Origin of the sequence: Streptococcus halotolerans, from assembly GCF_001598035.1 — a bacterium.
In the GTDB taxonomy this organism is placed as follows: Bacteria; Bacillota; Bacilli; order Lactobacillales; family Streptococcaceae; genus Streptococcus; species Streptococcus halotolerans.
Genome location: NZ_CP014835.1, coordinates 419,603 through 446,120, shown reverse-complemented (window position 1 = coordinate 446,120; position 26,518 = coordinate 419,603). Strand labels below are relative to the sequence as shown.

General features: G+C 39.0%; 24 protein-coding genes. 3 read left to right on the top strand and 21 right to left on the bottom strand.

Annotation, left to right across the window (positions count from 1 at the left end):
- Nucleotides 1-34: 34 nt before the first annotated feature.
- The 8 genes from uvrC to A2G56_RS01995 all read right to left on the bottom strand — a co-directional run bounded on the left by uvrC (nt 35) and on the right by A2G56_RS01995 (nt 6,646).
- Nucleotides 35-1,822, bottom strand: coding sequence for an excinuclease ABC subunit UvrC (uvrC, locus tag A2G56_RS02035; protein ID WP_062708310.1), 1,788 nt, complete (start codon nt 1,820-1,822; stop codon nt 35-37).
- A 572-nt stretch (nt 1,823-2,394) separates the two neighbouring features.
- On the bottom strand, nt 2,395-3,084 hold the full coding sequence (gene pynA / locus A2G56_RS02030; RefSeq protein ID WP_062708307.1) for a pyrimidine 5'-nucleotidase PynA: 690 nt from the start codon (nt 3,082-3,084) through the stop codon (nt 2,395-2,397).
- A 174-nt stretch (nt 3,085-3,258) separates the two neighbouring features.
- Nucleotides 3,259-4,109, bottom strand: a protein-coding gene (locus tag A2G56_RS10050) for an IS630 family transposase (protein WP_099091451.1) whose coding sequence is annotated in 2 segments (ribosomal slippage) — nt 3,259-3,806 and nt 3,806-4,109 — 852 coding nt in all. Because the reading frame shifts where the segments join, the coding sequence is not laid out codon by codon here.
- A 276-nt stretch (nt 4,110-4,385) separates the two neighbouring features.
- On the bottom strand, nt 4,386-4,925 hold the full coding sequence (locus A2G56_RS02015) for a hypothetical protein (RefSeq protein WP_062708299.1): 540 nt from the start codon (nt 4,923-4,925) through the stop codon (nt 4,386-4,388).
- A gap of 1 nt (nt 4,926) precedes the next feature.
- Nucleotides 4,927-5,367, bottom strand: a complete 441-nt coding sequence (locus A2G56_RS02010; RefSeq protein WP_062708297.1) for a hypothetical protein — start codon at nt 5,365-5,367, stop codon at nt 4,927-4,929.
- Entirely contained in the window at nt 5,348-5,572 is a 225-nt protein-coding gene (locus A2G56_RS02005; protein ID WP_062708294.1) for a hypothetical protein, read from the bottom strand. Before A2G56_RS02005 ends, A2G56_RS02010 begins: the two co-directional genes overlap by 20 nt.
- A gap of 131 nt (nt 5,573-5,703) precedes the next feature.
- Complete coding sequence (locus tag A2G56_RS02000) at nt 5,704-6,093, bottom strand: hypothetical protein (protein WP_062708293.1); 390 nt, start codon at nt 6,091-6,093, stop codon at nt 5,704-5,706.
- Between the two features lie 13 nt (nt 6,094-6,106).
- Complete coding sequence (locus A2G56_RS01995) at nt 6,107-6,646, bottom strand: hypothetical protein (RefSeq protein WP_062708292.1); 540 nt, start codon at nt 6,644-6,646, stop codon at nt 6,107-6,109.
- 503 nt (nt 6,647-7,149) lie between these two features.
- On the opposite strand from A2G56_RS01995, the gene A2G56_RS01990 reads away from it, so the two are divergent.
- Entirely contained in the window at nt 7,150-8,325 is a 1,176-nt protein-coding gene (locus A2G56_RS01990) for an oxidoreductase (RefSeq protein ID WP_062708291.1), read from the top strand.
- A 40-nt stretch (nt 8,326-8,365) separates the two neighbouring features.
- Here the strand turns inward: A2G56_RS01990 and A2G56_RS10890 are convergent, their stop codons facing one another.
- From A2G56_RS10890 to A2G56_RS01950, 9 genes are all read right to left on the bottom strand, one after another.
- Complete coding sequence (locus A2G56_RS10890) at nt 8,366-8,563, bottom strand: hypothetical protein (RefSeq protein ID WP_237334430.1); 198 nt, start codon at nt 8,561-8,563, stop codon at nt 8,366-8,368.
- Nucleotides 8,544-9,272 (bottom strand): LysR family transcriptional regulator, encoded by a 729-nt coding sequence (locus A2G56_RS01985; protein WP_237334429.1) that lies wholly within the window; start codon nt 9,270-9,272, stop codon nt 8,544-8,546. The genes A2G56_RS10890 and A2G56_RS01985 overlap by 20 nt, the downstream gene beginning before the upstream one ends.
- 370 nt (nt 9,273-9,642) lie before the next feature.
- Nucleotides 9,643-10,479, bottom strand: coding sequence for an aldo/keto reductase (locus A2G56_RS01980; RefSeq protein WP_062708290.1), 837 nt, complete (start codon nt 10,477-10,479; stop codon nt 9,643-9,645).
- 79 nt (nt 10,480-10,558) lie between these two features.
- Nucleotides 10,559-10,954 (bottom strand): MerR family transcriptional regulator, encoded by a 396-nt coding sequence (locus tag A2G56_RS01975; protein WP_062708288.1) that lies wholly within the window; start codon nt 10,952-10,954, stop codon nt 10,559-10,561.
- A 466-nt stretch (nt 10,955-11,420) separates the two neighbouring features.
- Complete coding sequence (locus A2G56_RS01970) at nt 11,421-11,921, bottom strand: YkgJ family cysteine cluster protein (RefSeq protein WP_062712370.1); 501 nt, start codon at nt 11,919-11,921, stop codon at nt 11,421-11,423.
- Nucleotides 11,922-12,655: 734 nt separating this feature from the next.
- On the bottom strand, nt 12,656-14,203 hold the full coding sequence (locus A2G56_RS01965) for a BCCT family transporter (RefSeq protein WP_062708286.1): 1,548 nt from the start codon (nt 14,201-14,203) through the stop codon (nt 12,656-12,658).
- Nucleotides 14,204-14,426: 223 nt separating this feature from the next.
- Nucleotides 14,427-15,461 carry a zinc-dependent alcohol dehydrogenase family protein gene (locus A2G56_RS01960; protein WP_062708283.1) on the bottom strand — a complete coding sequence of 345 codons (1,035 nt, stop codon included), beginning with the start codon at nt 15,459-15,461 and terminating at the stop codon, nt 14,427-14,429.
- Between the two features lie 232 nt (nt 15,462-15,693).
- The gene (locus A2G56_RS01955) at nt 15,694-16,689 is read right to left on the bottom strand and encodes a polyprenyl synthetase family protein (protein WP_062708280.1); all 996 of its coding nucleotides are present in this window, start codon (nt 16,687-16,689) and stop codon (nt 15,694-15,696) included.
- 140 nt (nt 16,690-16,829) lie between these two features.
- Nucleotides 16,830-18,749 (bottom strand): NAD(P)/FAD-dependent oxidoreductase, encoded by a 1,920-nt coding sequence (locus tag A2G56_RS01950; protein ID WP_062708277.1) that lies wholly within the window; start codon nt 18,747-18,749, stop codon nt 16,830-16,832.
- A 126-nt stretch (nt 18,750-18,875) separates the two neighbouring features.
- Between A2G56_RS01950 and A2G56_RS01945 the strand changes: the two genes are divergently transcribed.
- Both A2G56_RS01945 and A2G56_RS01940 read left to right on the top strand, forming a co-directional pair.
- Nucleotides 18,876-19,421 (top strand): Gx transporter family protein, encoded by a 546-nt coding sequence (locus A2G56_RS01945; RefSeq protein ID WP_062708273.1) that lies wholly within the window; start codon nt 18,876-18,878, stop codon nt 19,419-19,421.
- A 78-nt stretch (nt 19,422-19,499) separates the two neighbouring features.
- Entirely contained in the window at nt 19,500-20,480 is a 981-nt protein-coding gene (locus tag A2G56_RS01940) for a polyprenyl synthetase family protein (RefSeq protein WP_062708270.1), read from the top strand.
- Between the two features lie 34 nt (nt 20,481-20,514).
- Here A2G56_RS01940 and cydC read toward each other — a convergent pair whose 3' ends face one another.
- From cydC to A2G56_RS01920, 4 genes are read right to left on the bottom strand one after another with little or no spacing between them, the layout of a single operon-like run.
- The gene (gene cydC, locus A2G56_RS01935; protein WP_062708267.1) at nt 20,515-22,272 is read right to left on the bottom strand and encodes a thiol reductant ABC exporter subunit CydC; all 1,758 of its coding nucleotides are present in this window, start codon (nt 22,270-22,272) and stop codon (nt 20,515-20,517) included.
- On the bottom strand, nt 22,265-23,986 hold the full coding sequence (cydD, locus tag A2G56_RS01930; RefSeq protein ID WP_062708264.1) for a thiol reductant ABC exporter subunit CydD: 1,722 nt from the start codon (nt 23,984-23,986) through the stop codon (nt 22,265-22,267). The genes cydC and cydD overlap by 8 nt, the downstream gene beginning before the upstream one ends.
- Entirely contained in the window at nt 23,986-25,005 is a 1,020-nt protein-coding gene (gene cydB / locus A2G56_RS01925; RefSeq protein WP_062708261.1) for a cytochrome d ubiquinol oxidase subunit II, read from the bottom strand. The genes cydD and cydB overlap by 1 nt, the downstream gene beginning before the upstream one ends.
- Nucleotides 25,005-26,426 carry a cytochrome ubiquinol oxidase subunit I gene (locus tag A2G56_RS01920; protein WP_062708259.1) on the bottom strand — a complete coding sequence of 474 codons (1,422 nt, stop codon included), beginning with the start codon at nt 26,424-26,426 and terminating at the stop codon, nt 25,005-25,007. The genes cydB and A2G56_RS01920 overlap by 1 nt, the downstream gene beginning before the upstream one ends.
- Between the last annotated feature and the right edge of the window lie 92 nt (nt 26,427-26,518).

Below are 26,518 nucleotides of genomic sequence, written 5' to 3'. Positions count from 1 at the left end.
ATTCAGTATTTTTAATTTTAGAGAGAGGGTCCGATCACAACTCGCCTTGATGCCCTAGCTGTTTCTTTAACTCTTCTCCTACTTTTTCAGGAATGCCCAAAGCTTTCATTTCTGCAATGTCAGCCTCTTGTATTTTGCTCAGTGACTTGTAATGCTTTAAGAGGGTTTGCTTGCGCTTAGGACCTAAGCCTTTGATACCATCTAGCTTAGAACTAAAGGAATTCTTGCTTCGGACTTGACGGTGAAAGGTTATCGCAAAGCGGTGGACTTCATCTTGGATGCGATGAAGTAAGAAAAATTCTTCTGAATTTCTCGGTAAATCAATGACTTCTAAGGGATCACCAAACAAGAGTTCTTGCGTCTGGTGTTTATCATTTTTCTGTAAGCCAGCGACAGGTATGGGCATATTGAGTTCGTTTGTAAGAACATCTTTTGCAATATTAACTTGACCCTGTCCTCCATCAATAATGATAAGATCTGGCGGTGTTAGTTCCTCCTTCTTGACACGTCCATAACGACGGCGAATGACTTCACGCATACTAGCATAGTCATCTGGTCCCTCAACCGTCTTAATCTTATATTTTCGATACTCTTTTTTGTTTGGCTTGCCATTTTCAAAGACAACCATAGCTGATACGGGGCTTGTCCCCATTATGTTAGAGTTATCAAAAGCCTCGATACGAACAGGTGTATCAATTCCCATAAGCTGTCCTAGATTTTCAATAGCGCCCTGGGTCTTCTTGAGGTCTTTTTCCAAGAGATTGAATTTTTGTTCCAAGCTGACACGAGCATTTTTTATAGCCAAATTAACCAGCTGTTTTTTCTCTCCTCGCTGCGGCTTAATAACCTTACTTGGTACAATAGCCTTAACCAATGCTTCATCAATATCTGATGGGATGAAAACTTCCTTGGGTAAGATGTGTTTGGACTCTTGGTAAAATTGTCCCATATAGGTCAGAAAGTCCTCTTCTGGCTCATTGTAATAGGGAAAGAGATTGACGTCTCGTTGAATCAGTTTCCCTTGGCGAACAAAGAAAACCTGCACACACATCCATCCTTTTTCGGTATAGTAACCAAAAATATCGCGGTCTTGCATATCCTGACTCATAACTCTCTGTTTGGTTCTCAGGGTTTGGATAGCTGTTAGTAAGTCACGGTATTCAGCTGCTTTTTCAAATTCCATGCGTTCAGCAAATGTCTTCATTTTGCTTTGCATCTCCTTGACCATCTTGTCATCATGACCATTAAGAAACTGTTTGACGTCTGTAATCAATCCATCCCAATAAGATTTGTCAGTATGACAGACAGTGTGAGCATTACATTGACCAATATGGTAATAGAAACAAACCTTGTTAGCAGGATTGGTACACTTCTTGAAAGGAAACATACGGTCTAGAAGGCGCTTGATATCATTAGCCGCATAAACATCAGGGTAGGGGCCAAAATAAAGACCTCCGTCCTTTTTGTTGACTTGACGCGTGATGATTAGCCGAGGGTAAGTTTCATTCGTTATCTTTATAAACGGATACGACTTGTCATCTTTAAGCCTGATATTATACTTAGGCATATTTTCTTGGATGAGGTTTATTTCAAGCAGTAATGCCTCGATATTGGACTCAGTGACGATAAATTCAAAATCAGCGATTTCAGAAACCAGCATTTCCGTCTTAGTATCGTGGCTGCCACGAAAATAACTACGGACGCGATTTCTAAGATTTTTAGCCTTTCCGACATAAATGATTTTGCCTGTTTTATCTTTGTGGAGGTAGCAACCTGGACTATTTGGCAACAGCTCCAACTTATTCTTGATCAGTTGATTCATACCCTTATTATACCAAAAAATGGCTTCTTATTTGGTGAAAATTCTCAGATCTAACATAGAAATGATAGTTACCTTTTGAAGGATACCAACATAAAAAGTTTGGAAAATTAGGAACTCTGTTGACACTATCTTTTTAAAACTTGCGTTAAGAAGGTTAATGAAAAAAATTGAATTAACAGCTTAGCAGGCAATAATGCTAAAACTTTCATTAGGCATTCATAAGGGACATATGATTCCAAAGGAACTTTGCTTAATGGATACTACTGGATAAATCTAGATATTATGTTATTAAATGTCAGTCCTTCAAGTTTTAGCGAAATGCAACAATGGTATCCTGCGATAGTTTCTATAAATCACGATTATCCATAAATGAGATTTGTCGCTGTCTGTTACAACTCATAAAATGAAGGAATAAATGATTGTGCCAGTCGCTTTCATTGACAAATTTCCGAATATGAACCTAGAAACATTTAAAAAATCGAGATACTAGATGTGTTTCTGTTAATCCATAATTGCAATTGTAACCTTTATTTTCAAAACTAAAGACAGAGTTTTGGGCTCTGTCTTTTTGTTTAGGGCAATAAAACCTTGCGGATATCATCATAGTCGCTGACAACATAATTTGGTTCTAATCCACTATTATTAACTTGATGATTTGGGTTATACCACATTGTGTCTAGGCCTGCATTGTGTCCCCCTTGAATATCTGCCGTTAAGCTATCACCAATCATGAGTGTCTCAGCTTTGGTATAGGCTTCGATATTGGCTCCAATCCAATCGTAGTAAGCAAGATCTGGCTTAGCGGTTCCAGCTTGCTCCGAGATAAAAACATGGTTAAAGAGAGTGCCGATGCTAGAACGTAACAGACGCCCCTCTTGAATAGCTGTGATGCCATTAGTTGCCCCATAAATCTCATAACCAGCTGCAATCAAATCCTCCAAGAGTTCATGAGCGCCAAGGTAGGTTTGTCCCTGTTGACTAATATGCTTTTCGTAAAGCATGGCCATCGCTTCTCCATCGACTTGATGACCAAAATGCTCGAATAATAAGACGAAACGCATTTTTACTAAATCTGATTTGGTGATTTTTTTAGCTTCCAAATCACGCCATAGCTGCTGATTCATAGGTTTGTAATAAGTTTTGTAAGCATCAACATCCTCAACCCCAACTTCAAGAAGCATCTCTGTCAAAGCTGCGTCTTCTGCAGCTTCAAAGTCTAATAGAGTATGGTCAAGGTCGAATAGGAGATATTTATAATACAATTGATGATTTTTCCTTTCTAGGGGGGTGCAAAGGGGCAAAAGGGGGTGCAAATCATTTCTCCCTTGAACTCATTGTTTTCATTATACCACAGATAAAGTGAAAAACAGTCACATCACATTGATATAACTGCTCCGTTTTTGAAATGAAAGTTGACTTCTTCTTTTGAAGTATACTCAACTGAAACAAGAACAGGGCAAAAGTACCTCAATAAAAGTATGGCTATTTGGCGACACTTTTCTGAGGTGTTTTTTAATGTAAGCCCATGTTTTCTCAATGGGATTGTACTCAGGTGAGTACGGAGGAAGGGGTAAAACTCTATGCCCCTGCTCCTTAGACAAAACCTTTAGTCTGCTCATTCTATGAAACGTTGCATTATCCATAATGATAACTGATGGCGTCTCCAAAACGGGGAGTAAGAATTTTTGGAACCAAGCTTCGAAAAAATCACTAGTCATAGTATCTTTATAAGTCATCGGAGCTATAAGCTCACCATTTATGAGAAGACCTGCCATTAAAGATATCCGCTGGTATCTTCTTCCAGAGATCTTACCTTTTATCAACTGACCTTTCAAGGAGCGACCATATTCTCGATAAAAATAGGTCTCAAACCCTGTCTCATCAATATAAACAGGAGTCAGGTTCCCTAGATTGTTCAATTCTTTAAGAAACAGAGCTACTTTTTCAGGGTCTTGTTCGTGGTAGGTAGTGCTCTTTTTTTTCGAGTATACCCCATGGCTTTGAGAGAGTAATGGATAGTGGTTGGATGACAGCCGAATACAGAAGCTATTTCAGTCAAATAAGCATCTGGATGAGCTTCAAGATAGTTTTTTAATTTATCTCTATCAACTTTTCTTGGCTTAGTTCCTTTAACTTGATGATTAAGCTCGCCTGTTTTTTCTTTTAGTTTTAGCCATTGATAAATGGTGTTGCGTGAGATTTGGAAAACAGCAGATGCTTCAGAAATACTGCCAGTTTTGTCACAGTAGGCGAGAACTTTTTTACGAAAATCTAGTGAATATGCCATAAAAATATGATATCACAAATGTACTGTTTTTACTTCATTTTACTATATATCGAGGTATGCAGAAATTACTAATACTCATCCAAAATCAAAAACAAACTAGGCAACGCCGATACAGATAGGACTAAAGTTCATCAAATCATGTCAATAAGGTCTGCTTTTGAAGAGTATTAAAAACCACCGTCAACAGACAATGGTTACAGAAAGTTAGTTTTTGATTTTGGATGAGTATAAGAATATACAAAAAAGACCTATACAAAATGATAGGTCAAATCAAATTTATACATTATACCAAATCGATAAATCTTCATCTGAAATATAGTACTTCCAATCGACCGAAAAACCATAGAGATGCTTATAATCTTCATACCATTCAACATAGAGCGGTAGACCAACCGGAGTCCCAGAGACCTCATTTTCCATATAGGAGTACGGATGAGAAACTAAACCAATATCGTATTCCTTCACTTGCCAATTATAACCATAATGATGTTCCCCACCTAGGTTATCAATCAGTCTTGCACTTCTAAAGTCTATGTCCGTACAGAGACAAAGTTGCTTAAAATCTACAAAATCTGTCTGGTGGAGCCTAATAAAATAAGAACCTTCAACAAAATACTTACTACCATCAGCAGGATAATTTGTTTTAATCAACATTTTAATGGGTTGATGGTTAAATTCTAACCAAAAATGTCCGACTGGCGTTTTTAATAAATCATAAGCAACAGAAGAATCCGCAGGTAATTTTTCTGTCGATAAATCGCAAATCAAACCGTTTTGGGTTAATTCATTAAACGTTTCTTCCACGTCTTGCGTCATGCTAGGTAATTTTTTTAGAAACAGCTTTTATTTTTCTTAAAGGAAATGGTGGTTTATTGGCTTGACTTTGAAACACGTTGATGACCTGTGCTTCTTTTTCAAGCTTCTGTTTTCCAACTGGCACAGAAACCCAATCACCTTCACTAATTAATTCATTAGGGCAGTAATAAGTATAGTGCTTCCCATTCTGATGATAAGCAACTTGACAAAAACGTAGTTCCTTGTTAGGTTTCCATAGCAAGGCTGGCTCTAATGGACGTTTTTTGAAATAATGGATATCTTCTTTGTCCCACCAATCGTCATGCAACCACTGGTTACAGAAAGGACAAAAATACTCATCGTAGTCATCCAAATAACACTGGTTTGCACCACAAATCTTGCAATAACTATCTTCATCAATGAAGCCATCAAGTTCAACACCATTAATAAATAAATAGTGCATAATCTTCTTCTGATTCGAAAACATGCGTATCCACAGAATGTTCGGCAAAGGTCAACCAGTCATCAAGTGATTGACCTGAAATTCCATAAATAATTACCTCAGACCATCGCTCCTTCAAGGATTTTCCTTCATAAATCTTAGCCTTAAAAAGCTCATCAATTTCTTTAAATCGTTTTCTATCTGGACTATCAGACGTCCCACCCAATAGGGTTCTTCCACATCGTCAGAAATACCAATTAATCTAAGCACCTCATCACCATCACTCTCAAATGCAAAAGCAATTTCATCCACTATTTTTCTAGCTTTTATTTCTTGTAAGAGATAGTTAAGCTGGATTCATGAAATCTCTACACCAAATTTAGTGGCAGTTTTATGAGGAATCCCCAAGGAAAAAGAGCTTGCTTTAAATGAGAAGTAACCATTGACCAATTGCACTTGAAAAGTATCTCCATCAAATAGCAATTCACTGAGCCACCACTTAGACAAACCATCCATGCTCTCCACCACAAAATGACTCACTCCCTGACAGGACAAATTCCAAACCAAAGCTGGTGCATTTGAAACATCGGATAAGGTGTAGTCTTCCTCAATAGTCATCTCTAATGTATTCAATTGACTATCAAAAGAAAATGAACCGATAATAAAGTCATGAAAACCATCTTCTTTTTCCAAATAATCTTGCAACTGTTTCGATTCTGTCACATAAGCACGCCGTTTTGTCCACATAACTTTCTCCTGACTATACTTTAAAAAATCTCGGTAAATTTAATTCATCCGCCCACGGAATCCAAGGCACTTGATGATCCTTCAGGAAATACCATAAGAGATGATCTTCATCAGTGAGGTCATCTTCGATTAGCTGTTGGCTTTCAGACCAAACATAAAAGTCATCTCCAAGCAAGGCTATCCTTTCTTGGACACCTTGTTCCCAATAAAATCTAGAGACATAAAGGTCATTTTCTTCAACAGCATACCATTCAATAGAATGGTCTAACGTCAAGGTGCGGTGAATTGCCGCTATTGGATAGTCCGATTTAGTTGAAAATTTAAGAACTACCCTACCATCAGCCAAGGTCTTATATGAAAAGCCATAACTGTAATAGATATACTCACCAAATTTCTCTTTGTATTCATTTAAACTAGTTACACCGACTATCTTATTGAAGCTAATGTAGGGTCTATCTAGAGGGTTATCCTTATGAATTGGATAATAGTCAATAAAAAATTTTTCAAGAAATTCTCTTGAACAAATCACTTGCTGAAAAACAAAATTTGCCATTTTTACTCCTAAATAGTTGAGCCATTTACTAAAATCATTATACCACAGTGAGTTTATCGGTTGATACTTTCTAACGATTTAATAACTTTTAACGATTATTATTTTGCAAATGTCGCATAAACAATTAAGAGCACATCTGATATTAAGCTTTCCCATAAGAAAGAAAAAAAAGCCTTGAAAGTCACTGATTTCAGGCTTTTATTACATTAAATTGTATCACTTATTATCTTCTTATCTCGAACAGTAGAAATTTGTAATGGGTCATGGTATCTCCTTTAAGGCTATTATAACACATCGCTTTTCCTTAAAACTCATTGGGCATCTAAAAAACATAAGACGATAATCATCTTGATTCATATTAAAGACAATAAAGAAGAAAACTGTCGAAATGATAAAACAAATCACTGTTCACTAAAACTGTACACTCTGTCCTGAAATATCTGATTTTGATATTGTTTGTGAAATGATAAACTAAATACAACAAAACAAAGGAGGCGCTTTCAATGAAACGCTTAACAGATACTGTCACTTTCCGCCATGGTGCGACCATCAAAACACGTACCGCTCAGGCACCAATGTTAACAAACAGCGGGCATGATGAAAAGGTCACACAAGATACAATTGATTACTACGCCGCTCGTTCTCAATCTGCTGGAATGGTTATCGTCGAATATACTAGCGTAAGTCCTAACGGTGGACCATCACGTTCTTGGGCACCAGATCGAGAACAATTGGCACTTTACAACGATGATTTTAAACCAGGTCATGAAGAAGTTGCTAAAGTACTTAAAAAAGATGGTAACAAAGCCATTCTTCAACTTGTCCATTCTGGACGTGAAGCTGCTTACCGTCACACACTTGGTGGTCGTGTTGAAGTCCCTTCACTTATTGATTTTCCATGGATTGACTACCCACTTTACGAATTAAGTGAAGATGAAGTGTGGCAAATCGTCAAGGATTTTGGTACAGCGGCTAAACGTGCTATCGACTGTGGCTACAATGGTATCGAAATCCATGGAGCAAACCACTACTTACTTCAAGAATTCTTCTCAGCTTATTCTAACAGGCGGACGGATTACTGGGGCGGTTCTTTAGAGAAACGTATGAACTTTGCCATAGAAGTTTCTAAAGAAATTTTCAAAGTAGTGAAAGAATTTGCACCAGATGATTTTATCGTTGGCTATCGCATCAGTCCTGAAGAAATCCACGGGGATAATATTGGATACACTTGGCATGAATCCCAACAATTAGTTAAAAAGTTAACGACCTTGTTTGAATTTGATTACATTCACCTGTCTACCCTTGATTACAAATCTACGCCTAATGACTCCAATAAAACTTTAGCTGAACTTTTAGGTGAAGCGGTTCAAGCACCTGCTCTGCTCACGATGGCTGGTGGTATTCACACCCCAGAACAAATGGCTGACGCACTAAATTATATGGATATTGTGTCTCTTGGACGTCCGACTCTCATTGATCCCCAAATTGCCTATAAAATCGCAAATGGTAAAGAAAACGAGATTTCATTGACATTCAATGAAGAAGCCGTTAACCTTTCAAAATTGACACCAGGATTGATAAATCTATTACCAAACGTTCCAGAATTTAGAATGCCTGGAATTGACTATCTTAAAGAATTAGCTACAGATGATTTAGGTACTGAAGTTACTCATACCTAACTCTGTTTAAAAAGACACGGGTTCAAAGATAATCCGTGTCTTATTTTTTCATTATGGCTTTGGTGACACTTTCTAAATAATGCTTGACCTCAGATGCTAGGTATTTGTCAGGATTGGTTAACCAACCAAAGGTAAAGTGATCATCAATCAAGTGACCAATATCAATTGTTTGAAACGTTGAAAAGTTCTCAGAACTAGCATATCGGCCCTGTAGTTCTCTACCAAAAAAAAACTGCATTTTCACTTTTAACCACTTCTTCCATGGCCCAAGCATCATCCACTCGCATCACCAAACGTAATGGACCACACAGAAACTGTAACCTATCAAAAAAGACGTCATGAGAACTATCGTTGAACAGACAATACTTCTGAGATTTCAAATCATCTAGACTTACTGGCCTATCCAGGTTACTCAGTAGATTTTCTGGCAAACACGAGAGAACCATCTTGCTTTTACCAACTACAGTAAAGGATAGATTGCTTAATAAGGGATGTTCAAAATTATTGATAGCGATAAAACCAGCATCTATCTTCTGTTCTTGAACGTTTTGAACTATAGTCTCGAAGTCCTGGCAGCTGATAAAAAGTTGCTGTTCGTGAGTCTTATTCAAGTCTAAAAATGTAGAGATAAAAGGCCTTAGCATTGTGTTCATATATTGTATAGAAATTGTCTGAGGAATATTTGGCGTAGCTACCATTTCTGCTACCTGCTCTAACTGCATTTTTGATCGCAAGATTTCAGAAATTGAAGAGATGACTTTTTCACCTTGACTAGTTAACTTCGATCCCTTTTTCGTTCTTTCAAACAAAGTAATTCCTAACTCTTCTTCCAATTGCCTCACCGAGGTACTCAAGCCTGACTTACTAATGTGAAGGATATCTGCCGCTTTTTGCATGGACTGATGTTGAGCCAAAACCTCAACATAGAGTAATTGTTCAAAATTCATTTTATTCTCCAGTACACCAATAATCTAGACTAATTTTATCATATTCTATTTCATGCACAAACTAGTATCATATGAACTTAAACAATTCAACGATTTGATACTATCTAAAGGATTACTTAATCACTTGCAATCGTTCTCCATTCACCTGTCAAAAAACAATAAGCAGAAGCAATTCATTCAACAAGAAAAGTCTTTGAAACCAAGCGATTTCAAAGGCTTTTAGTCGTTTATTTGTATCAATCAACTTCTACTGATTTCGAAGAGTTGAAATTGGTAATAGGTAAGGTATTATAACATATTACCGTTCTTTAAAAATCAATGGGGGACTAGAAAAAACCAAGATGATAATCATCTTGGTTAGTTACTGTTATTAGAAATCAGTTGTGTCTGGATCTTTCTGAGCTTTTACTCCTTCGATAGTATCCAAGGTTGCCATGTCTTCTGCTGATAACTCAAAATCAAAGATGTCAAGGTTTGACTCGATGTTTTTTGGCGTTACTGATTTTGGAAGTGGCAAGAAGCCTTTTTGAAGACTCCAACGAAGGGCAACTTGGGCAACGGATTTGCCATTTGCTTCAGCGACTGCTTTTGCGGTATCGTTAGAGAAAATGGTTCCAGTCCCAAGTGGACTATAAGCTTCCAACAGAATGTCATTATCTTTACAAAATGCAACCAGCTCATCTTGTGGACATCCTGGTGCTAGAAGAACTTGGTTAACATGCGGTTTGATTTCAGCTGTTTCAAGAAGGGCTTCAATATGATGTTGCATAAAGTTAGAGACCCCAATAGCTTTTACTTTACCTTCTTTATAAGCTTCTTCCATTGCTTTCCAAGCGCCAGCGTTTCCTTCTTTCCAGTGGTCACGGATTGGTTTTGGATTTGGCCAATGAATCAAGAGAAGATCAACGTATGAGACGCCTAGTTTTTCAAGTGATTCATCAATGGAAGCCTTAGCCAACTCATAATCGTGCTTGTCATTCCATACCTTGGTGGTTAAAAAGATATCTTCACGCGCAAGATTGCTGTCAGCGATTGCTTTTCCAACACTCACTTCATTACCATAAACTTGAGCGGTATCAACGTGATTGTAACCAACTTTAAGCGCATGTGAAACACTATTATATGCTTCATCTCCGTCAGGAATTTGCCATGTTCCAAATCCAATTTTAGGGATTTGAACGCCGTTAGAAAGTGTATAATTTTCCATAAAATCCTCCTTGATGACTCGTTTGTCATCGGTTATTTACTAGCTATGATTAAAAAGTGTTCTCTCTGATAAATCTTTTTTATCTGAGCCTGTCGTAATCAGCCCACTCGACATCTGACAAACTTTGTTTTTCCAGCTCAGCCAAGCGGCGATGAATTTTTATTTTTGCCATCAGATAGCGATGGGTTTCTTGGAGTTCTGCGATTTGCTTTTCCAACTCAAGTTGGGTTTTCTCCAAAAGCTCAGTTGACAAGGCATGATTGTGATACTCTGCTAAAATACGTCGGATATCCTCTAAGGACATCCCCACCCTACGATAATGCACAATAGCCTTCAAGCGGCTAATACTAGCATCATCAAATTGACGAATGCCTCTTGAATTTCTCGGAATCTCCACCATACCTTCTTTTTCATAAAACCGAATGGCATGTGCAGAAATGCCTATCATTTCTGATATATCTTTGATTGTAGGCATTGAACACTCCTTCGCTTATATTGTATCAAGTTAGACTAACTCTAAGTCAAGAAAAAACTAGTTTTATTGCAAAAAAGTCTATCTTTATGTAACGATAGTTTGGTCAACTCTCTAACTGGTCTAAGTTATATAAGGTCTATCTAAATCATTAGAGCTCGTCGTGACAACAATGACATCATCAATATCTCTGAACAGCAGGTTTTATGATTTGGAACGTCATGCTCGGTTTACCTTTCTAAACGATGCGATCGTCTCCTGCCGTAGAAAACGGTTATGTTCTAGGTTTTTAAGACAAAAGAAGTATTCCAAAATAGGTCTTGTCAGCTAAAACCCATTCTTCTTCATCCTGACTTGATTGTTAAGCCTTAGCAAATTGTAATAATTTTTAATGACTGAAAAAAGCCGAAAGTAGTCGGCATTCTAGCTTAATCTTGAATCAAGATAGACAAACTTTTCCATCATCTTTTTAGTAGTCTAATCGTTGTCGTAATTTTTCAACGAAAAGATAGGCAGCTGGACAAATAAGTGTATTTTTTAAGGTCAGGTGATTAATTTGATAGATACGCTTGCGATCTGTATGGGGAAAGGCTGCGCAAGCTTTGGGCCTAGCATCGTAGACATCACAGAGATTGTCAGGTCCTAGGAATGGGCATGGCATGGCCTTAAAAACCTTGTCACCATCTTCGTCTACGCGAAGATAAGTCTTTTCAAAGCTTGATAATGTCATGCGAAAGAGTTTTGACATACGGGTAATATCTGCTTCTGTCAGATCAGGTCCTAAATCTCTACAACAGTTGGCACACTTGGTGCAATCAATCTCGCTAAAGACTTGCTCATGAAGTTCTTTGGTGATTTTATCTAGCTGTTTAGGTGGTTTTTTCTTGAGTTTGGCAAGAAATTTACGATGAACATCCTGTTTTTGAAGGGCTAGTTGATGATAACGATTAATATCTACTTGATCTGCCATAATTTTACTTTCTTGGTATTGATAATCTTTATTATACCACAAGTTCTAAGTCAATCTTTAGTTTCTGAAGTATAAGATTATGCTAGACACAAAGAATAATTTATGTTTGGCATAGCTAAAGATCCCCATTTAGCTAGGAGACGTCACCTAATACTTAATGAAAAGCAAAGCAGAACTTGTTGACTTGATTTGATAAACTTCAAATATATCTACATCGGCACCTCCTAGACTTCTTTTGATTTTTGAAGAGTATAAACGATTACGCTATTAGAAACATCTGTCAGCTAAAGTCCTCGTGTCTTTCTGATTGAGGTGATGTCTTCATCTAAAACATCCTTCTTGGTAAATAATATCGGCAGCAATCTCTTTAAATAAAGCCTTTTAGCAATTGACAAAGGGACCACGAATGGCTTAGGCAGATGGACTTTTTTCAAGACAGTCAAGGATTATATCTGAACTTCTTTACAAAAATGTAATGACTTTGCCGTACCAGTAGTTATTGAATCCTAGTTGTACTGGCTTTGTGCCACTATCTTCTTGATCAAACTAATAGTAAACCTAATATCACCTTCTCTGAACTAGCTGAGAGTGTCTAACGTAATCTGGTCATTTAGAAAGTCTTAAACACGCTGAGGTTAAGTCATTTGGGATTTTGAACACAAAAAAGAGAAGACAAAAGGTCTCCTCTCCTTTCTGGCTGTAATCAGCCACTAACAGTAACAAACGTTACTTGTTTAATCTTCGTATGAACGGAATGGTTCATTTTTCTTAGGTTGACGATCTGGTGTGATCTCAAGTCCCATTTCGTTTTTCTCGTGATAAAGCTCCTTTAAAAGGGCAAAGAGCACTAAGATAAGAACAACTGAAAATGGCAAAGCAGCAATAATCAAGGTATTTTGAAGAGCATTTAAACCACCTGAAAGCAAGAGTGCAATAGCAATTCCTGCTAAGGCAACACCCCAAATTAATTTTTTGCGATTCGTTGGGTTCAAATGGCCATCTTCTGTCAGCATCGCTAAAACATAAGTCGCTGAATCAGCTGAGGTAATAAAGAAGGTTGAAACTAAGATAATAGCAACAATTGATAAAATAATCCCCATTGGATATTGCCCAAATGTCGCAAAAAGAATTTCTTCTGTTGCATAACCTGTTAAATCTGTACCCGCCATTTGGACATTATTGGCAAGTGTACCAAATGATGAAAACCAAAGGAAACTCAAAACAGTTGGTACCAAAAGGACTACGGTTAAAAATTCTCGGATAGTACGTCCTTTAGAAATACGAGCAATAAAGACCCCAACAAATGGTGACCAAGAAATCCACCAAGCCCAATAAAAGACAGTCCAGTTGTTAATCCAGGTCCGTTTAGCATTATCAAAAGCTGCCGCCCGGAAACTCATGCGGAAAAAGTTTTGAAGGTAAAGACCAATAGCTTCTGTAAAGGTATCAAAAATAGTAACTGTTGGTCCTAGGATAATCGCTAAAGCTAAGAGACCTATGGCTAAAATCAAATTAATATTTGATAAAATTTTAACCCCTTTACCTAGACCAGACAAAGCTGACATGATAAAAAGCCCAGTTGTGATAACAATAATAATAATCTGTACAAACTGGTTATTAGGAAGACCAAAGACATATGACAGACCGCCATTGATTTGAGCGGCACCAAAACCAAGTGTTGTCGCCACCCCAATAACCGTCGCTAAAACCGTAATAGTGTCAACAATCGTTCCTAATGGTCCATTTACTCTCTCACCAAAAAATGGTTTCAAAGTAACAGACAAGAGGTATTTTTCTTTTTTACGAAAACCAAAATAAGCAAGTGCTAATGCAACCAACGCATAAACAGCCCAAGCGTGGACACCCCAGTGGAAAAAGGTAAAACGGAATGAATCGGCCAGAGCCTCTTGTGATTGCAGTGGTGCATTAGGTGTTGAGATGGCAAAGTGACTCAAGGGCTCTGCTGCTCCGTAGAAGACCAAGCCAATTCCCATACCCGCTGAGAACATCATCGCAATCCAAGATGCGGTGTCATGTTCTGGTTTAGAATTTGGATTCCCCAGACGAATCTGTCCAAGTGGACTAACAATAAAGAAAATACAAAACATTAAAATAGTCGTTACTAATAGCAAGTAAAGCCAACCAAAGTTTGTCGTAATAACGTTTCTCAAGTGCTGTGTTGTCGTTTGAAACGGCTTTGGAATGACAATCCCTAACATTACTAACAAGACAGTTATGGCTGCTGACCACATAAAGACTTTAGTCGATATTTTTTTATTCATAAATTCCTCCAGGGTATAATTTACAACTTTTGACCGATATAGTCAACGGATATAACCTAGTCACCATAGCAAAAAGTTATTAAACGGTCAGTTTGAAAGTACTTAACATCACTTGACTGATTGGATCACTCTTTTTTGAGAAAATAACCCCTTTGGTCAGATTAGCATTACCAACTAAAAAAGCTGAGCGTTTAAGGCTGCTCAACTTTTTAATATCATCTCCTTAAAAAACAATCAAAGACTTAATCGCTTCTCGCTTATCCATCGCTTCATAAGCAGCCTGTATCTCATCCAAAGCAAACGCTTTTGTAAAGACCTTTCCTGGGTTAATCTGTCCTGATAAAACAGCTTCTAGTAGAATTTCTTTGTCAAATGTCGTGACAGAAGCAATGCCGCCACGAAGTCCGATATTCTTAAAAAAGAGTTGGTTGGTGTTCATGTTCTCGTTTTGTGGAATTCCTACACGACCAATAATGGCGCCTGGACGTGCAACATTAATGGCTGTGTCCACTGATTGCTCAGTACCAACACACTCTAAAATAGCATCGACTCCCGTTCCGCCAGTCAGTTCCATGACCCGATTGACAGCTTCATCACCACGTTCCGCAATGATATCAGTTGCACCGAATTCTTTAGCCAAGGCTTGACGATCAGGGTATTTACTCATGGCAATAATACGGTCAGCACCCAAAAGTTTGGCACCAATAACACCGCAGAGACCAACCGCTCCATCCCCCATAACAACCACCGTGTCACCTGACTTAACTTCAGCTGTCTTAGCCGCATGAAAACCGGTCGCCATGACATCAGACAAGGTTAGGAGTGATTTCAGTTGGTCGTCAGAATAATCTTCTGGCTGACCAGGGATTTTGACCAAGGCCCAGTCAGCATTACGATAACGCATGTACTCTGCTTGGTAGCCAATAATAGGGCCTGATTGATAGTGTTGACAATTGCCGTCAAAACCTGCCTTACAGGTAGCACAATGACCACAACCATGCGTAAAAGGAACAACAACAAAGTCGCCAGGTCTAACCTGAGTCACGTCACTTCCAACTGCTTCAACAACACCGATAGCTTCATGACCGGCGAACGTTCCAGATTCTTTTTGAGAAATCCCACGATACCACCATAAATCTGAACCACAGACACAGGCACGGACCACTCGAATGACGGCATCAGTTGACTCCTCAATTTGTGATTTTTCAGTTTCTGTTACCGTCATCTCATACGGCTGTATAAAAGTAGCTACTTTCATGGATTACCTCTTTCCTTTTGGACTTATAGTTTTCAAAACTCAAAAAGAGACCTTATTGACTTGATTTGACAGAACATAGTTCTATCTGCATCAGCGACGCCTAGTCCACTTCTGGTTTTCATTGAGTATTATACTCCTTTTTCAGTAATTTTAATAATATAAGTTATCATGGTTGACTAGCTGAATAGTAAAAAGAACTAGCCACTACTAGTTCTTTTTTGTAAAGCTCTGATTAAAATTGCCTATCCATTACCTTAAATAGGAAACTTACTAATTCTTCTGCTTTATCAGGAGGCAAGAGTTTTTGGCTTTGTTCTTTCATTTTTCCTAGATAAGCTTTTATTAATTGTTCTGTTTTTTCGAAAGCTTGTGCCTGAGTCAAGCGATGGTAAAAGTCTCTTAACTCTTCTTCTGACCAGTCTTTTTTCTGTTCTAATTGGAAATGGTCAATAAGTTGATGATCCGTTTCTCTGGCAAATAAGAAAGGTGCTGTATAGATTCCATTTTGAATATCCTGCATTCGAGGTTTGCCTGAGTTTTTCTCATCAATTTGGTAATCAATCAGATCATCACTGATTTGAAAAGCCATACCAATAGATTGTCCTAGACGATAGGCTAAGCGAGATTCTCGCTTTGTGGTCCCTTTTTCCCAAGCCCCCATTTGGCAGGCTAATGCAAAAAGTGTGGCCGTCTTCCCTTTAATTTGCTTCAGATAAGCTTTCATAGACACCTGATAATCGTATTGGTTCATTAATTGCGCCAACTCACCTACCAAAATGCGCTCAATCACCTTATGCTTGCCCAGCTCTTGCTCTTCTTTGCCGATATCTAAGAGCTCAGAAGCTTTCCGTAAAAATTGATTAGCATAGGCCAGCAAATAGTCTCCGGCATAGATGGCAATGCGGTTTGAAAAGGATTTATTCATGACTTGCAAACCACGACGACTATCCGCTTCATCAATGACATCGTCATGGATTAACGTCGCTAAATGTAAGGTTTCCAAATAAACTGCAAGGTAAAGTTTTCCTTCTGGAATATGCCCTGTTTTAGATTGAGAAAGCAAAAGGCACAAACCTGATCGCAAATACTTTCCAGGAGCTTCCATATAATCAATAATCTTTTCTTTAACCTCTGGATGTATCACTGATAATTCCGAGATCATAATTGTTCTAACTGATTCTAAGCCTTTTTGAATCTCTGGGAAGTCATCCCAAATGTGATGTACCACGTAAAACTCCTTATTAACAAATGACTCGTTTTTTCGACTAATTTAAAAAGAAAGGCTATCTCAGGTTAGTCAATACAACCACCATAAGATAACCTTATTCTTATTATAGCATGGATTTTTTAGAAATCCTATCATCCTTATTAACGTCTGTAGAGATGGCTCGGCTTTCCATAAATCCACTGATCAAGGCAACGGCCTAACCATGGCATTATCCAGTAGTCAAGCCCAAAGGAGCGTCCCGCTCCGGCCATCAGAGCAAGAGCAACTGGGATGAACCAAATGTTTACCCAGAAGAACATTCCTGAAAGACTAAACATAAGAACGAAGGCTGCTGTTACAGCTGATACCAACCACACAAAGGCACCAACAATAAGGGCAAGGCCAATGGCAATCTCAACACAGGTCATCATTTTCTGCATGAAGAGAGCCACTTCTTGGTTTGGCAACATGAATTTCATGATTGAGGCAAACCAATCTGGCATTTCTTTCAAGACTTGCATTGGCTCCTCACCATAGGCATAGCTCAAACTAAAGATTTGATGACTCGCTTCTGTAGTTGCTTGCGCGGCACCTTCTGCTACTTGAGACGCTGCTGATACGACTTCTGAAGAAGCAACTGTCTCTGAAGCTCCTGAAGTGGCTTCAGCTACCTCTTGCAACCACGGAAACGGGAAAACGACCTTATCACCAAACCACGATTGGGTTCCAAATAGCCCAAAGGCCTTCTTAACCCCTTCCAGCAACCAAACAGAACCATAGAAGATACGCAGTGGCACTAACCACATACGATTTCCTTTACTTGATGTATGGCTACCGAACATGTTTCGTCCATTTGCGACGTCAAAAAATTCATGACGCATGTAAGCACCAATATTGTAAAAACTACGGATAGTAAAGAAGTATAGAAGATTAGTGAAGTGTTTCATAGCACTGGCTATAAAACCTGAGACATGATACTTATCCATGACAAAGGCAACAGTATACTTAGTGCCGATGGAAATAAGGAAACCATCATATTTTCCTTTGAAGGTTTCTTTTTCACCTCCGCTAATCGCTGCGATAATATTATGCGCTGCCGTATGACCTGTCTGTTCAGCGGCTTGTACTATCTGAGGAACTGGACGACCTTCTTGAGAGCCATCTTCGTAGTACATGATATCGCCTGCTAGGTAAACATTTTCTTTGCCTTCGGCTTCCATGTATTGGTTTGCCACGAGACGACCTGCACGCGCTTGGTCAATACCAAAGTTTGCTGCGTCAGTATTGGCTTTCACCCCAGCTGTCCAGATTGACGTGTAGGTTAGAATAACACGACCAGACGAAAGAGTCAATGATTCTTTATCAACACTGACAACACCGTCGGAGAGAACCAATTCAACTCCCTTTTTCTCAAGGTATTTACGGGCTTTTGTCTGTTCTTTCTCAGTCACCATGCTGAGGATATTCGGCGTCGCTTCGACAACCTTGAGTGAGAATTCTTCTGGATCGAGTTTGTAGCGTTTCGCTAAAATGGGCACCCAATCAATAAGTTCACCAACCATCTCGATACCGGTAAAACCAGCACCGATAACAGTGAAGGTTAACAGAGCACGACGTTTAGCCTCATCGTGTTCCCCCATCGCTTGCAAGCAGGAATTAACGATGTGATCATGAAGTTTTTCGGCTGCTTCAATTGACCAGAGGGTAAAAGCATTTTCTTTCACACCTGGTGTTCCAAAGTCATTGGCTTCGCTACCCATGGCCAAGAGCAAATAATCAAAAGTCAGCGTTTGATGTTCAGCAACCACTTTTTTATTGTCATAATCAATTGAGACAACTTTGTCTGTTACCAAGTTGACTTTGGGATATTTTTTAAAAATACGTTGCAAATCGTATTTGATGGCTTCTGGTTCCACACGGCCAGCGGCAACTTCGTGCAGTTCAGTCATATAAGTTTGAAAGGAATTTTTATCGATTAAGGTAATCGTCACATCCTTGTCTTTTTTGTATTTTTTAGCTAATTGGCGAGCGGCAGTCACTCCTGCATAACCGGCACCAACGACAACAATGTCTTTTGTCATAGCTAAATCCCCCTATTTATTTTTCATAATACGCTTACAATTATATCAGACTAATTAGTATTAAACAACATACTTTGGGATTTATTTCACAAAAATAAGGACTGCGTTTTATGGTAAAATAGACCTATGACAAATTCCAATCGCAAACTAATGTTCATCACCATGCTCGTTGCTCAAGCAGTGGTCATTTCCTTTTTTGAACGTTTCCTTCCAACACCTTTTGCTTTTGCCCCAGGTGCCAAGCTGGGTTTAGGAAATCTCATTACCATCATTTCCCTATTTACTCTGCCTTTCAAGGATAGTGCTAAAGTTGTTACCTTCCGACTATTGGTTTCAACTTTTCTGAGTGGCACCTTTTCTACCTTCTTATATGGTTTAGCAGGCACTTTGCTAAGTTATTTGATGATGGTATGGATTAAGGCACTAGGTCCCAAACGCGTCAGCGTTATTGGCATTTCAGTTATGGGAGGGATCATGCATAATATCGGACAATTACTTGTCTTTGCCCTGATTGGACAGTCTTGGTTGGTCTTAAATTATCTGCCGGTTTTGTCATTCAGTGGCATTCTCTCTGGTTTTTTCGTTGGTCTCACAGGAAATTATTTATTAACCAAGCTAAAACCACTTCGAGACTTTCAATCATCACTTCCTGATGGTTGGCAAATCTCTTAAAAGTCAACTGACATAATACTGGTGAATTTGATTCATTTAGCGTAAAATGAAATATCATAGCGTGAAAGGATGATACAGATGTCCACCCAATGGAAACAGTATCCTGACTTAAACAATAATCTCAATAAAACTCGTCTTCTGATTGAACAATCTATTCAGGTTCGCAATGACGATATAAGGTCTGCTCTAGAAACTCTAACTAAGTCTGGTGGAAAATATCTCAGACCAGCATTTTTCTTTTTATTTACGAGTTTTGGACCTGAGAACCCTAAAACCAATCACTCTCTAATAGAAATCGCTGCTTCCTTGGAAATTCTCCATATGGCAACTCTTATCCACGATGATATTATTGATGATTCACCGCTTAGACGAGGCACTGTTACGATTCAATCACAGTTTGGCAAAGATGTCGCTGTTTATACCGGTGACTTTCTCTTCACCGTTTTCTTTGATTTGGTTCTAAGGAATATGAATGGTTCTCCTTACATGGCTGTCAATGCCAAAACTATGAAGAAAATTTTGGTTGGGGAATTGGACCAAATGCAACTTCGTTATCATCAAGACCAAAAAGTCAGAGATTATCTTAGAGCTGTTTCTGGTAAAACTGCCGCTCTCTTTCAATTAGCTTGTCGTGAGGGAGCTTACTTCTCCGAAGCCAACAAAGACATTATTCGTTTGGCAGGCCACATCGGTCATAACATTGGTATGGCTTTTCAAATTCTTGATGATATTTTGGATTACAGTGCTGATAAAGAAAAGTTCAATAAGCCTGTTTTAGAGGATTTAACAACTGGTGTTTATTCGCTGCCGCTACTACTAGCAATGGAAACAAATCCAGCAGCTTTTCAGGAGTTACTCAATAAAAAAGAAAACATAACCCAAGTTGATATCAAGACAGTGTCAAGCTTGGTTCGAGAAAATCAAGGGATCGATAAGGCCAAGGCATTAGCGCAACGTTTCACCAACAAAGCTCTGGAAGATATTCAAAAACTACCGCGCAACAAGGAACGTAACATCCTATCACGATTAACCAAAGAACTGCTAAAACGCAGTATTTAAAAAAGATGTTGGACACATGGTCCAGCATCTTTTCTTATCCTGTGAAACGTCCATCATCTACTGCTTTTAGCTGGGCGAATCGTTCGTTCGTTGACAATAAGTCATGAGGATTACCATCCATGACGAGTTGACCATGCTCCAAAAAAAGAACACGATCCACTTTTTCAATTCCCTTTAAGTGATGGGTAATCCAAATAACCGTTTGGTGATTAAAGGCAGACATAATGGTGTTAATAAGCCCCATTTCTGTAACAGGATCAAGACCTACTGTTGGTTCATCAAGAATAACAATAGGCGTTTGTTTGAGTAGTATTCGCGCCAAAGCTAAGCGATGACGTTCTCCTCCTGAAAAACGAAGCCCAGTCTCATCCACCTGTGTTTCCAATTGATGAGGCAACTTTGCAATCATGTCTTTCAAGCCAACCTGCTCAAGAACTCTCCAAATAGCTTCTTCAGAAGCATTGGCGTTGCCCAATCTCAAGTTATTCAAAATACTTGTGTTGAATAAATAAGGATTTTGTTGCATAATGCCAATCTTCTCTGCGATAGCGTCACCAAAATCAGACGTTTCAATGCCAGCGAGGGTGACACTACCTTGACTGGCTCTTAAATCACCTCTGATAAGACTAGCTAAAGTTGATTTTCCTGTACCACTACGCCCAAGAATAGCCACCTTTTGACCTTGAGGAATGGCTAAGTTAACATCTTTCAAAATAAACGCTGCATTGTCCTGATAATGAAAGCCAAGGTTAGTCATAGCAATATCAAGTGATCTAGTCACAGGGGCTTTAGATAGCTTTTCGTGATCCACGCTATCATCCAAATCATTTAAACGAATAATGGAATCATGATAGATAACCGTTTCTTGACTAGCAGCTGACAAACCGGCAAAGGCATCTGCTAATGGGAAAATGGCCAAGACAAAGGCAGCTATCCAGTTAGCCATACTACCGTGATTTCCAGGGAAACGGTAACTAGCCCATACTAGAACAAGTGTTACTATTAAGCCAAAGATGGCTTCAAACATAAGATGTCGTCTTCGGTTAAATCGTTTTATCTTGTCTCGAATTTCTAAGAGTTCAGCTTGGCTAGCTTCATGAAGGCCAACATAATCTTCTCCGCGCTGACTAAAAATCCAATCAGAAATTCCGATAATATTATCTGTCAGTTCTTGGTAGAGGCGGTTTTTAATTTCTTTTTCTCTAGCTTGACGGGCACCATTGAAGACTAAGGAGTATACCGGCATAACAAAAACCAAGAGCCCTAACAAGAACAGCATGACCAAAGCAAACCACCAGGAGAAATAGCCTAAGCCGATAATAATAACCGTATATAAAAGCCATGCTATGAGTGTTGGAAAGACAGTTCTCAAATACAGATTTTGCAGATGATTAATATCTTCAGCCAATAGACCTAACATGTCTCCTAAACGAAAATCTTTCTTGATGAAAGCGGCGCGTTTTTCCAGTGACTGATAAAGTTTTAAGCGTAGCTTAGACGTAATTTTCAAGACCCAATTATGACTGGTCAAGCGTTCTAAATAGCGAAACAAAGGACGACTGATCCCAAATGCACGAGTCAAGACAATAGGGATGTAAACCAAAAGAATATTACTTGGCATGGAGGCTGATTTGGAAATCAAAAGTCCCGAGACAAACATGAGGGCTGCTCCACTAAAAAGGGTTATAAATCCCAAAAAAAGTGCAAGGTAAAACCAGTTACGGTATTGTTTGAAAAAGGGTTTGACCCAGTGATCTTTTTTTAACGTCTCTACCATAGACCATTTAAACATCTTGACCACCTCCCATGGCTGTTACCAGTTGATATAATTGGCCCTTTTGAGCCCATAAGTCATTATAAGTCCCTTGTTCGACTAATTGACCATCATCAAGGACAAGAATATCATCCACATCAGCTAACCAATGCAAACGATGCGTTGCAAGGAAAACCAGACGATTTTTAAAAAGTGGCAAAATCTTGGTCTTTAACTCTAACTCTGTTTCAATATCCAAATGCGCTGTTGGCTCATCCAAAATCATGACACGGCGTGAGTTATCTAGAAACGCACGAGCCAAGGCAATGCGCTGCGCCTGACCACCACTAAGAGGGCGCGAACCGCCACCAATCATAGTATCTAAGCCATCAGGTAGCCCTTCCACAAATTCTTCTAAACCAACAACTCTGATAGCTTCTTGGATGTCTTTTAAGGAAGCTTGTGGGGTATAAAAGGCAATATTTTCTTTCAAACTAAGATCAAAGAGATAAGGCGACTGTGGGATATAAATAACTTGTCTTTGCCAATTGTCTTGATTAAGATTAGGCACTTCTTCTCCATCAATTAGGATTTTTCCTGCTGACTTATCCAAAAAACCACTGATGAGATTAACGAGACTTGATTTACCAGAACCGCTCATTCCAATTAAAGCTACGGTTTTAAAGCCTTGAACTTGGTAAGAAGTTCCCTCAAGAAGGGTTTTATCCTCATAAGAAATCGCAATGTTTTCTAATGACAATTGGCTGGTTTCACTCCAATCGTTGATGGCCACTTGTTGACCACGGATACTATCTTGCTTTAAAATCTTTCCGATAGCTTGCATGGCATTTTTTCCATCTAGAGTGGCATGGTAATCACTGGAAAAATCACGTACAGGCAAAAAGTATTCTGGTGCTAAAATCAAGATCGTTAAAGCTGGTAAGAGACCGAATTCCCCTTTAATGAGCCGTAATCCAAGAAAAACAGCTACGACTGCGATTGAGAGAGTTGTAAAAAAATCTAAGGCAAACGTTGATAATATTCCAATTCTTAAAGCACTCATGGTTGCTTTTCGGAAATTTTCACTGGTTTGATAAATGCTGCTACCATAGCGTTTTGAGATGCCTAGGAATTTGAGCGTGTCAATTCCCCGAAGGGTGTCAAGAAAATGATTGGATAACACTTGGTAACTTTCATACTGTTTGTCAGCGCGTGCTTTGGCTGCCAAACCTAGAATTATCATAAACAGGATAATGATTGGAAAGACAATGGTCAAAATAAGACCAGATTCCCAATCCAAAAGAAAAACAAAGGCTAAAATAATCCATGGGATGATACTCATGTTAATCATTTTATTGAGAATAAGATGTATATAATTTTCGACCAAATCGATACCATCAAGCGCCATGGTAATAGTATTTCCAGCACCTTCTTTCTGAACGATGACAGGACCTAAATCAAATAATTTCTTTAGAAGCTTTTGACGCATCCGTTTGGCTTCTCTCGCCGAAAAATCATCTAAAAGCTTATCTTTCATGAAGGTCATTATATGCCTAGCCAAGTGACAGACGAAAAAGAGAATAATCCAGCTGATCTGCCTCTTGAGAGAATGCCCTTCCCACACACGGGTGATCGATAAACTCAAAAAATAAGCTTGTCCGATAATAAAGAAAGCTTGCAGGATATCCAATCCAACAAGCAGTCCAACCATTTGTTTAAAACCAGACAAGCGAGTTAAGGCTTTGTCAAACATTAATGACCTCCAGTTTTAACGGTCGGTAAGGTAACGCGTTTTTTAAAAATATAGTAGGACCATGCCACATAGGCTAATACAAATGGGACAAGGGTTAAGGCGATGATAGACATGATTTTAAGCGTATACGGTGATGAAGAGGCGTTTTCAATCAACAAATCGAATTTTGAATTTGTCGAGCTTATCATGACACGAGGGAATAAGCCCTGGAATAAAAGCACAACAACTGCAATCAGAGTAAAACCACTTGCTAAAAAAGCAGTCAGTTCTTTCTTCCGAAAGACAGAAACATGCGCCAGAACTGTTAAACCAACCATTAAGAGAACCAAAAGACTAGTCAACACCGTATGCTTTTGGAAGAAGTCTGTTTGGAAAAACAGTAAGACAGCAAATGCAACAAGCCCAAGATAAAGCACCCAGTAAAACAAGGTGGCATAGTTCCGCGCACGCTCACGAACAGGGCCTTCTGTTTTAAGAGCAATATAGTTTAAACCATGAAGGTAGGCTAGCAAGGTTACAGCGAGACCACCTACAACTGAGAATAGGTTGATATAATCGGTAACAGTAGCCTGTACATTTCCCGCCGCATCTAGCGGAATCCCCTGAACCAAACTAGTAAACAATAAACCAAAGAAAAAGGGCACCATGATTGAACCTATGGTCAAGGTCCAGTTCCAAAGATTCTTTTGCTTGGGCTTACAGTGGGAACGAAATTCAAACGAAACCCCACGAATAATCAATCCAACTAAGATGAGTAAGAAGATCAGATAATAACCGCTGAAAAGAGACGCGTACCAGTAGGGGAAAGAGGCAAACATAGAGCCGCCCGCTGTTAGTAACCAGACCTCGTTACCATCCCAAACAGGACCGATGGTATTAACTATTTGATCTTTTTCTTCGTCAGTATGGGCCAATGATTGAACAGACATTCCAACTCCAAAGTCAAATCCTTCTAAGAAGAAAAACATGGAAAAGAGTAGGCCGATTAGGAAAAACCAGAACATTTGTAAACCTGACATTAGTACACTCCTTTCTCAAATGGATCTATGCTAGACTGATTGGTTAAGGCAGTCTCTTGATATTCCGGACCACGTTTTAACTCACGAATGGTAAACGTGATCATAGCTGCTGCCAAACCACTAAATAACAAGAAGTAAACAATATTAGACGTCAAGAGTGATGCTACCGACACATTCGGTGATACACTTTCCTTGATCGTAAAGAGACCGTAGACCGTCCAAGGGTAACGTCCATTTTCAGTAATAATCCAACCAAAGCTATTTGATAAGAAAGGCGCAAATGTCGTTAAGGCAACCACCCACAGCATCCAATTTTTCTCAAATAAAACAGGCTTTTTCTTACGAGATAACCAAAGTCCAACAGCAGAGACACCCAGCATCAGTGTGCCAAAACCTGCCATGATACGAAAACCATAAAAGAGTAAGTTAACCATTGGAAAGTAATCACGTTCGCCATACTTTTCGATTAATTCTTTATTGGCTGTTTCCATCCCCTTAACGGCACCTGATGGTTTACCATAAGACAGGATAGACAACATGTACGGCACTTTAACACCAAAGACCTGTTTGTGCTCTGCTTCATTAGCCCAGGCAAGAACAGTCCAAGCAGCAGGGTCTCCAGAGTCTTCGTATCCACCTTCCATGGCAGCAAATTTCATCGGTTGATCCTTGATGAGAGCTTTCATCTGCAAATCCCCAGCCCCAAGAACGGAAATCGAACCTACTAAAGCCACTAATAAGCCAATGCGAAGTGATTTTTGGTAAAGCTTTTGAACAGAATCTGTTAAGGTATCACGCTTGAGTAAACGGAAAGCAGCCATACCAGCCACAACAATACCTCCCATGGTAATAGCTCCAGTGATAACGTGTGAAAATTCATAGAAGAATTGATGGTTGGTGATAAGCGCAAAGAAATCCGTCATCTGTGCACGACCATTTTTAATCGTATAACCTACTGGATGTTGCATAAAGCTATTTGCAATCAGAATCCAAAAGGCAGACATGAGTGACCCAAAGACTACTAACCAGATAAAGCTAGCGTGCAATACCTTACTAATCTTTGGATTATCCCATGTGAACATCCAGAGACCCAAAAATGTTGACTCAAGGAAAAAAGCTAAGAGTGCTTCAACCGCCAAAGGTGCACCGAAAATATCTCCAACAAACCGAGAATAATCAGACCAGTTCATTCCAAATTGAAATTCCTGAATAATCCCCGTCACAACACCTACCGCAAAACTGAGCAACATGATGTTTCCCCAAAACTTGGTTAACTTCTTGTACTCCTCATTTTTTGTAACCACGTAACAAGTTTCCATAATTGCAACCACAATCGATGTCCCAATAGTAAATGGTACAAAGAAAAAGTGAAAAACGGTTGTCATGGCAAACTGCAAACGTGCCAAAGTTTCAATTGTCATAAAACCCCTCCAGGGAAAAATATAATCTTATTTGACTTTAAGAAATCCTTCTTCCATTGGATTTCCTAAGATTTTCTGCTAACGTATTTTGT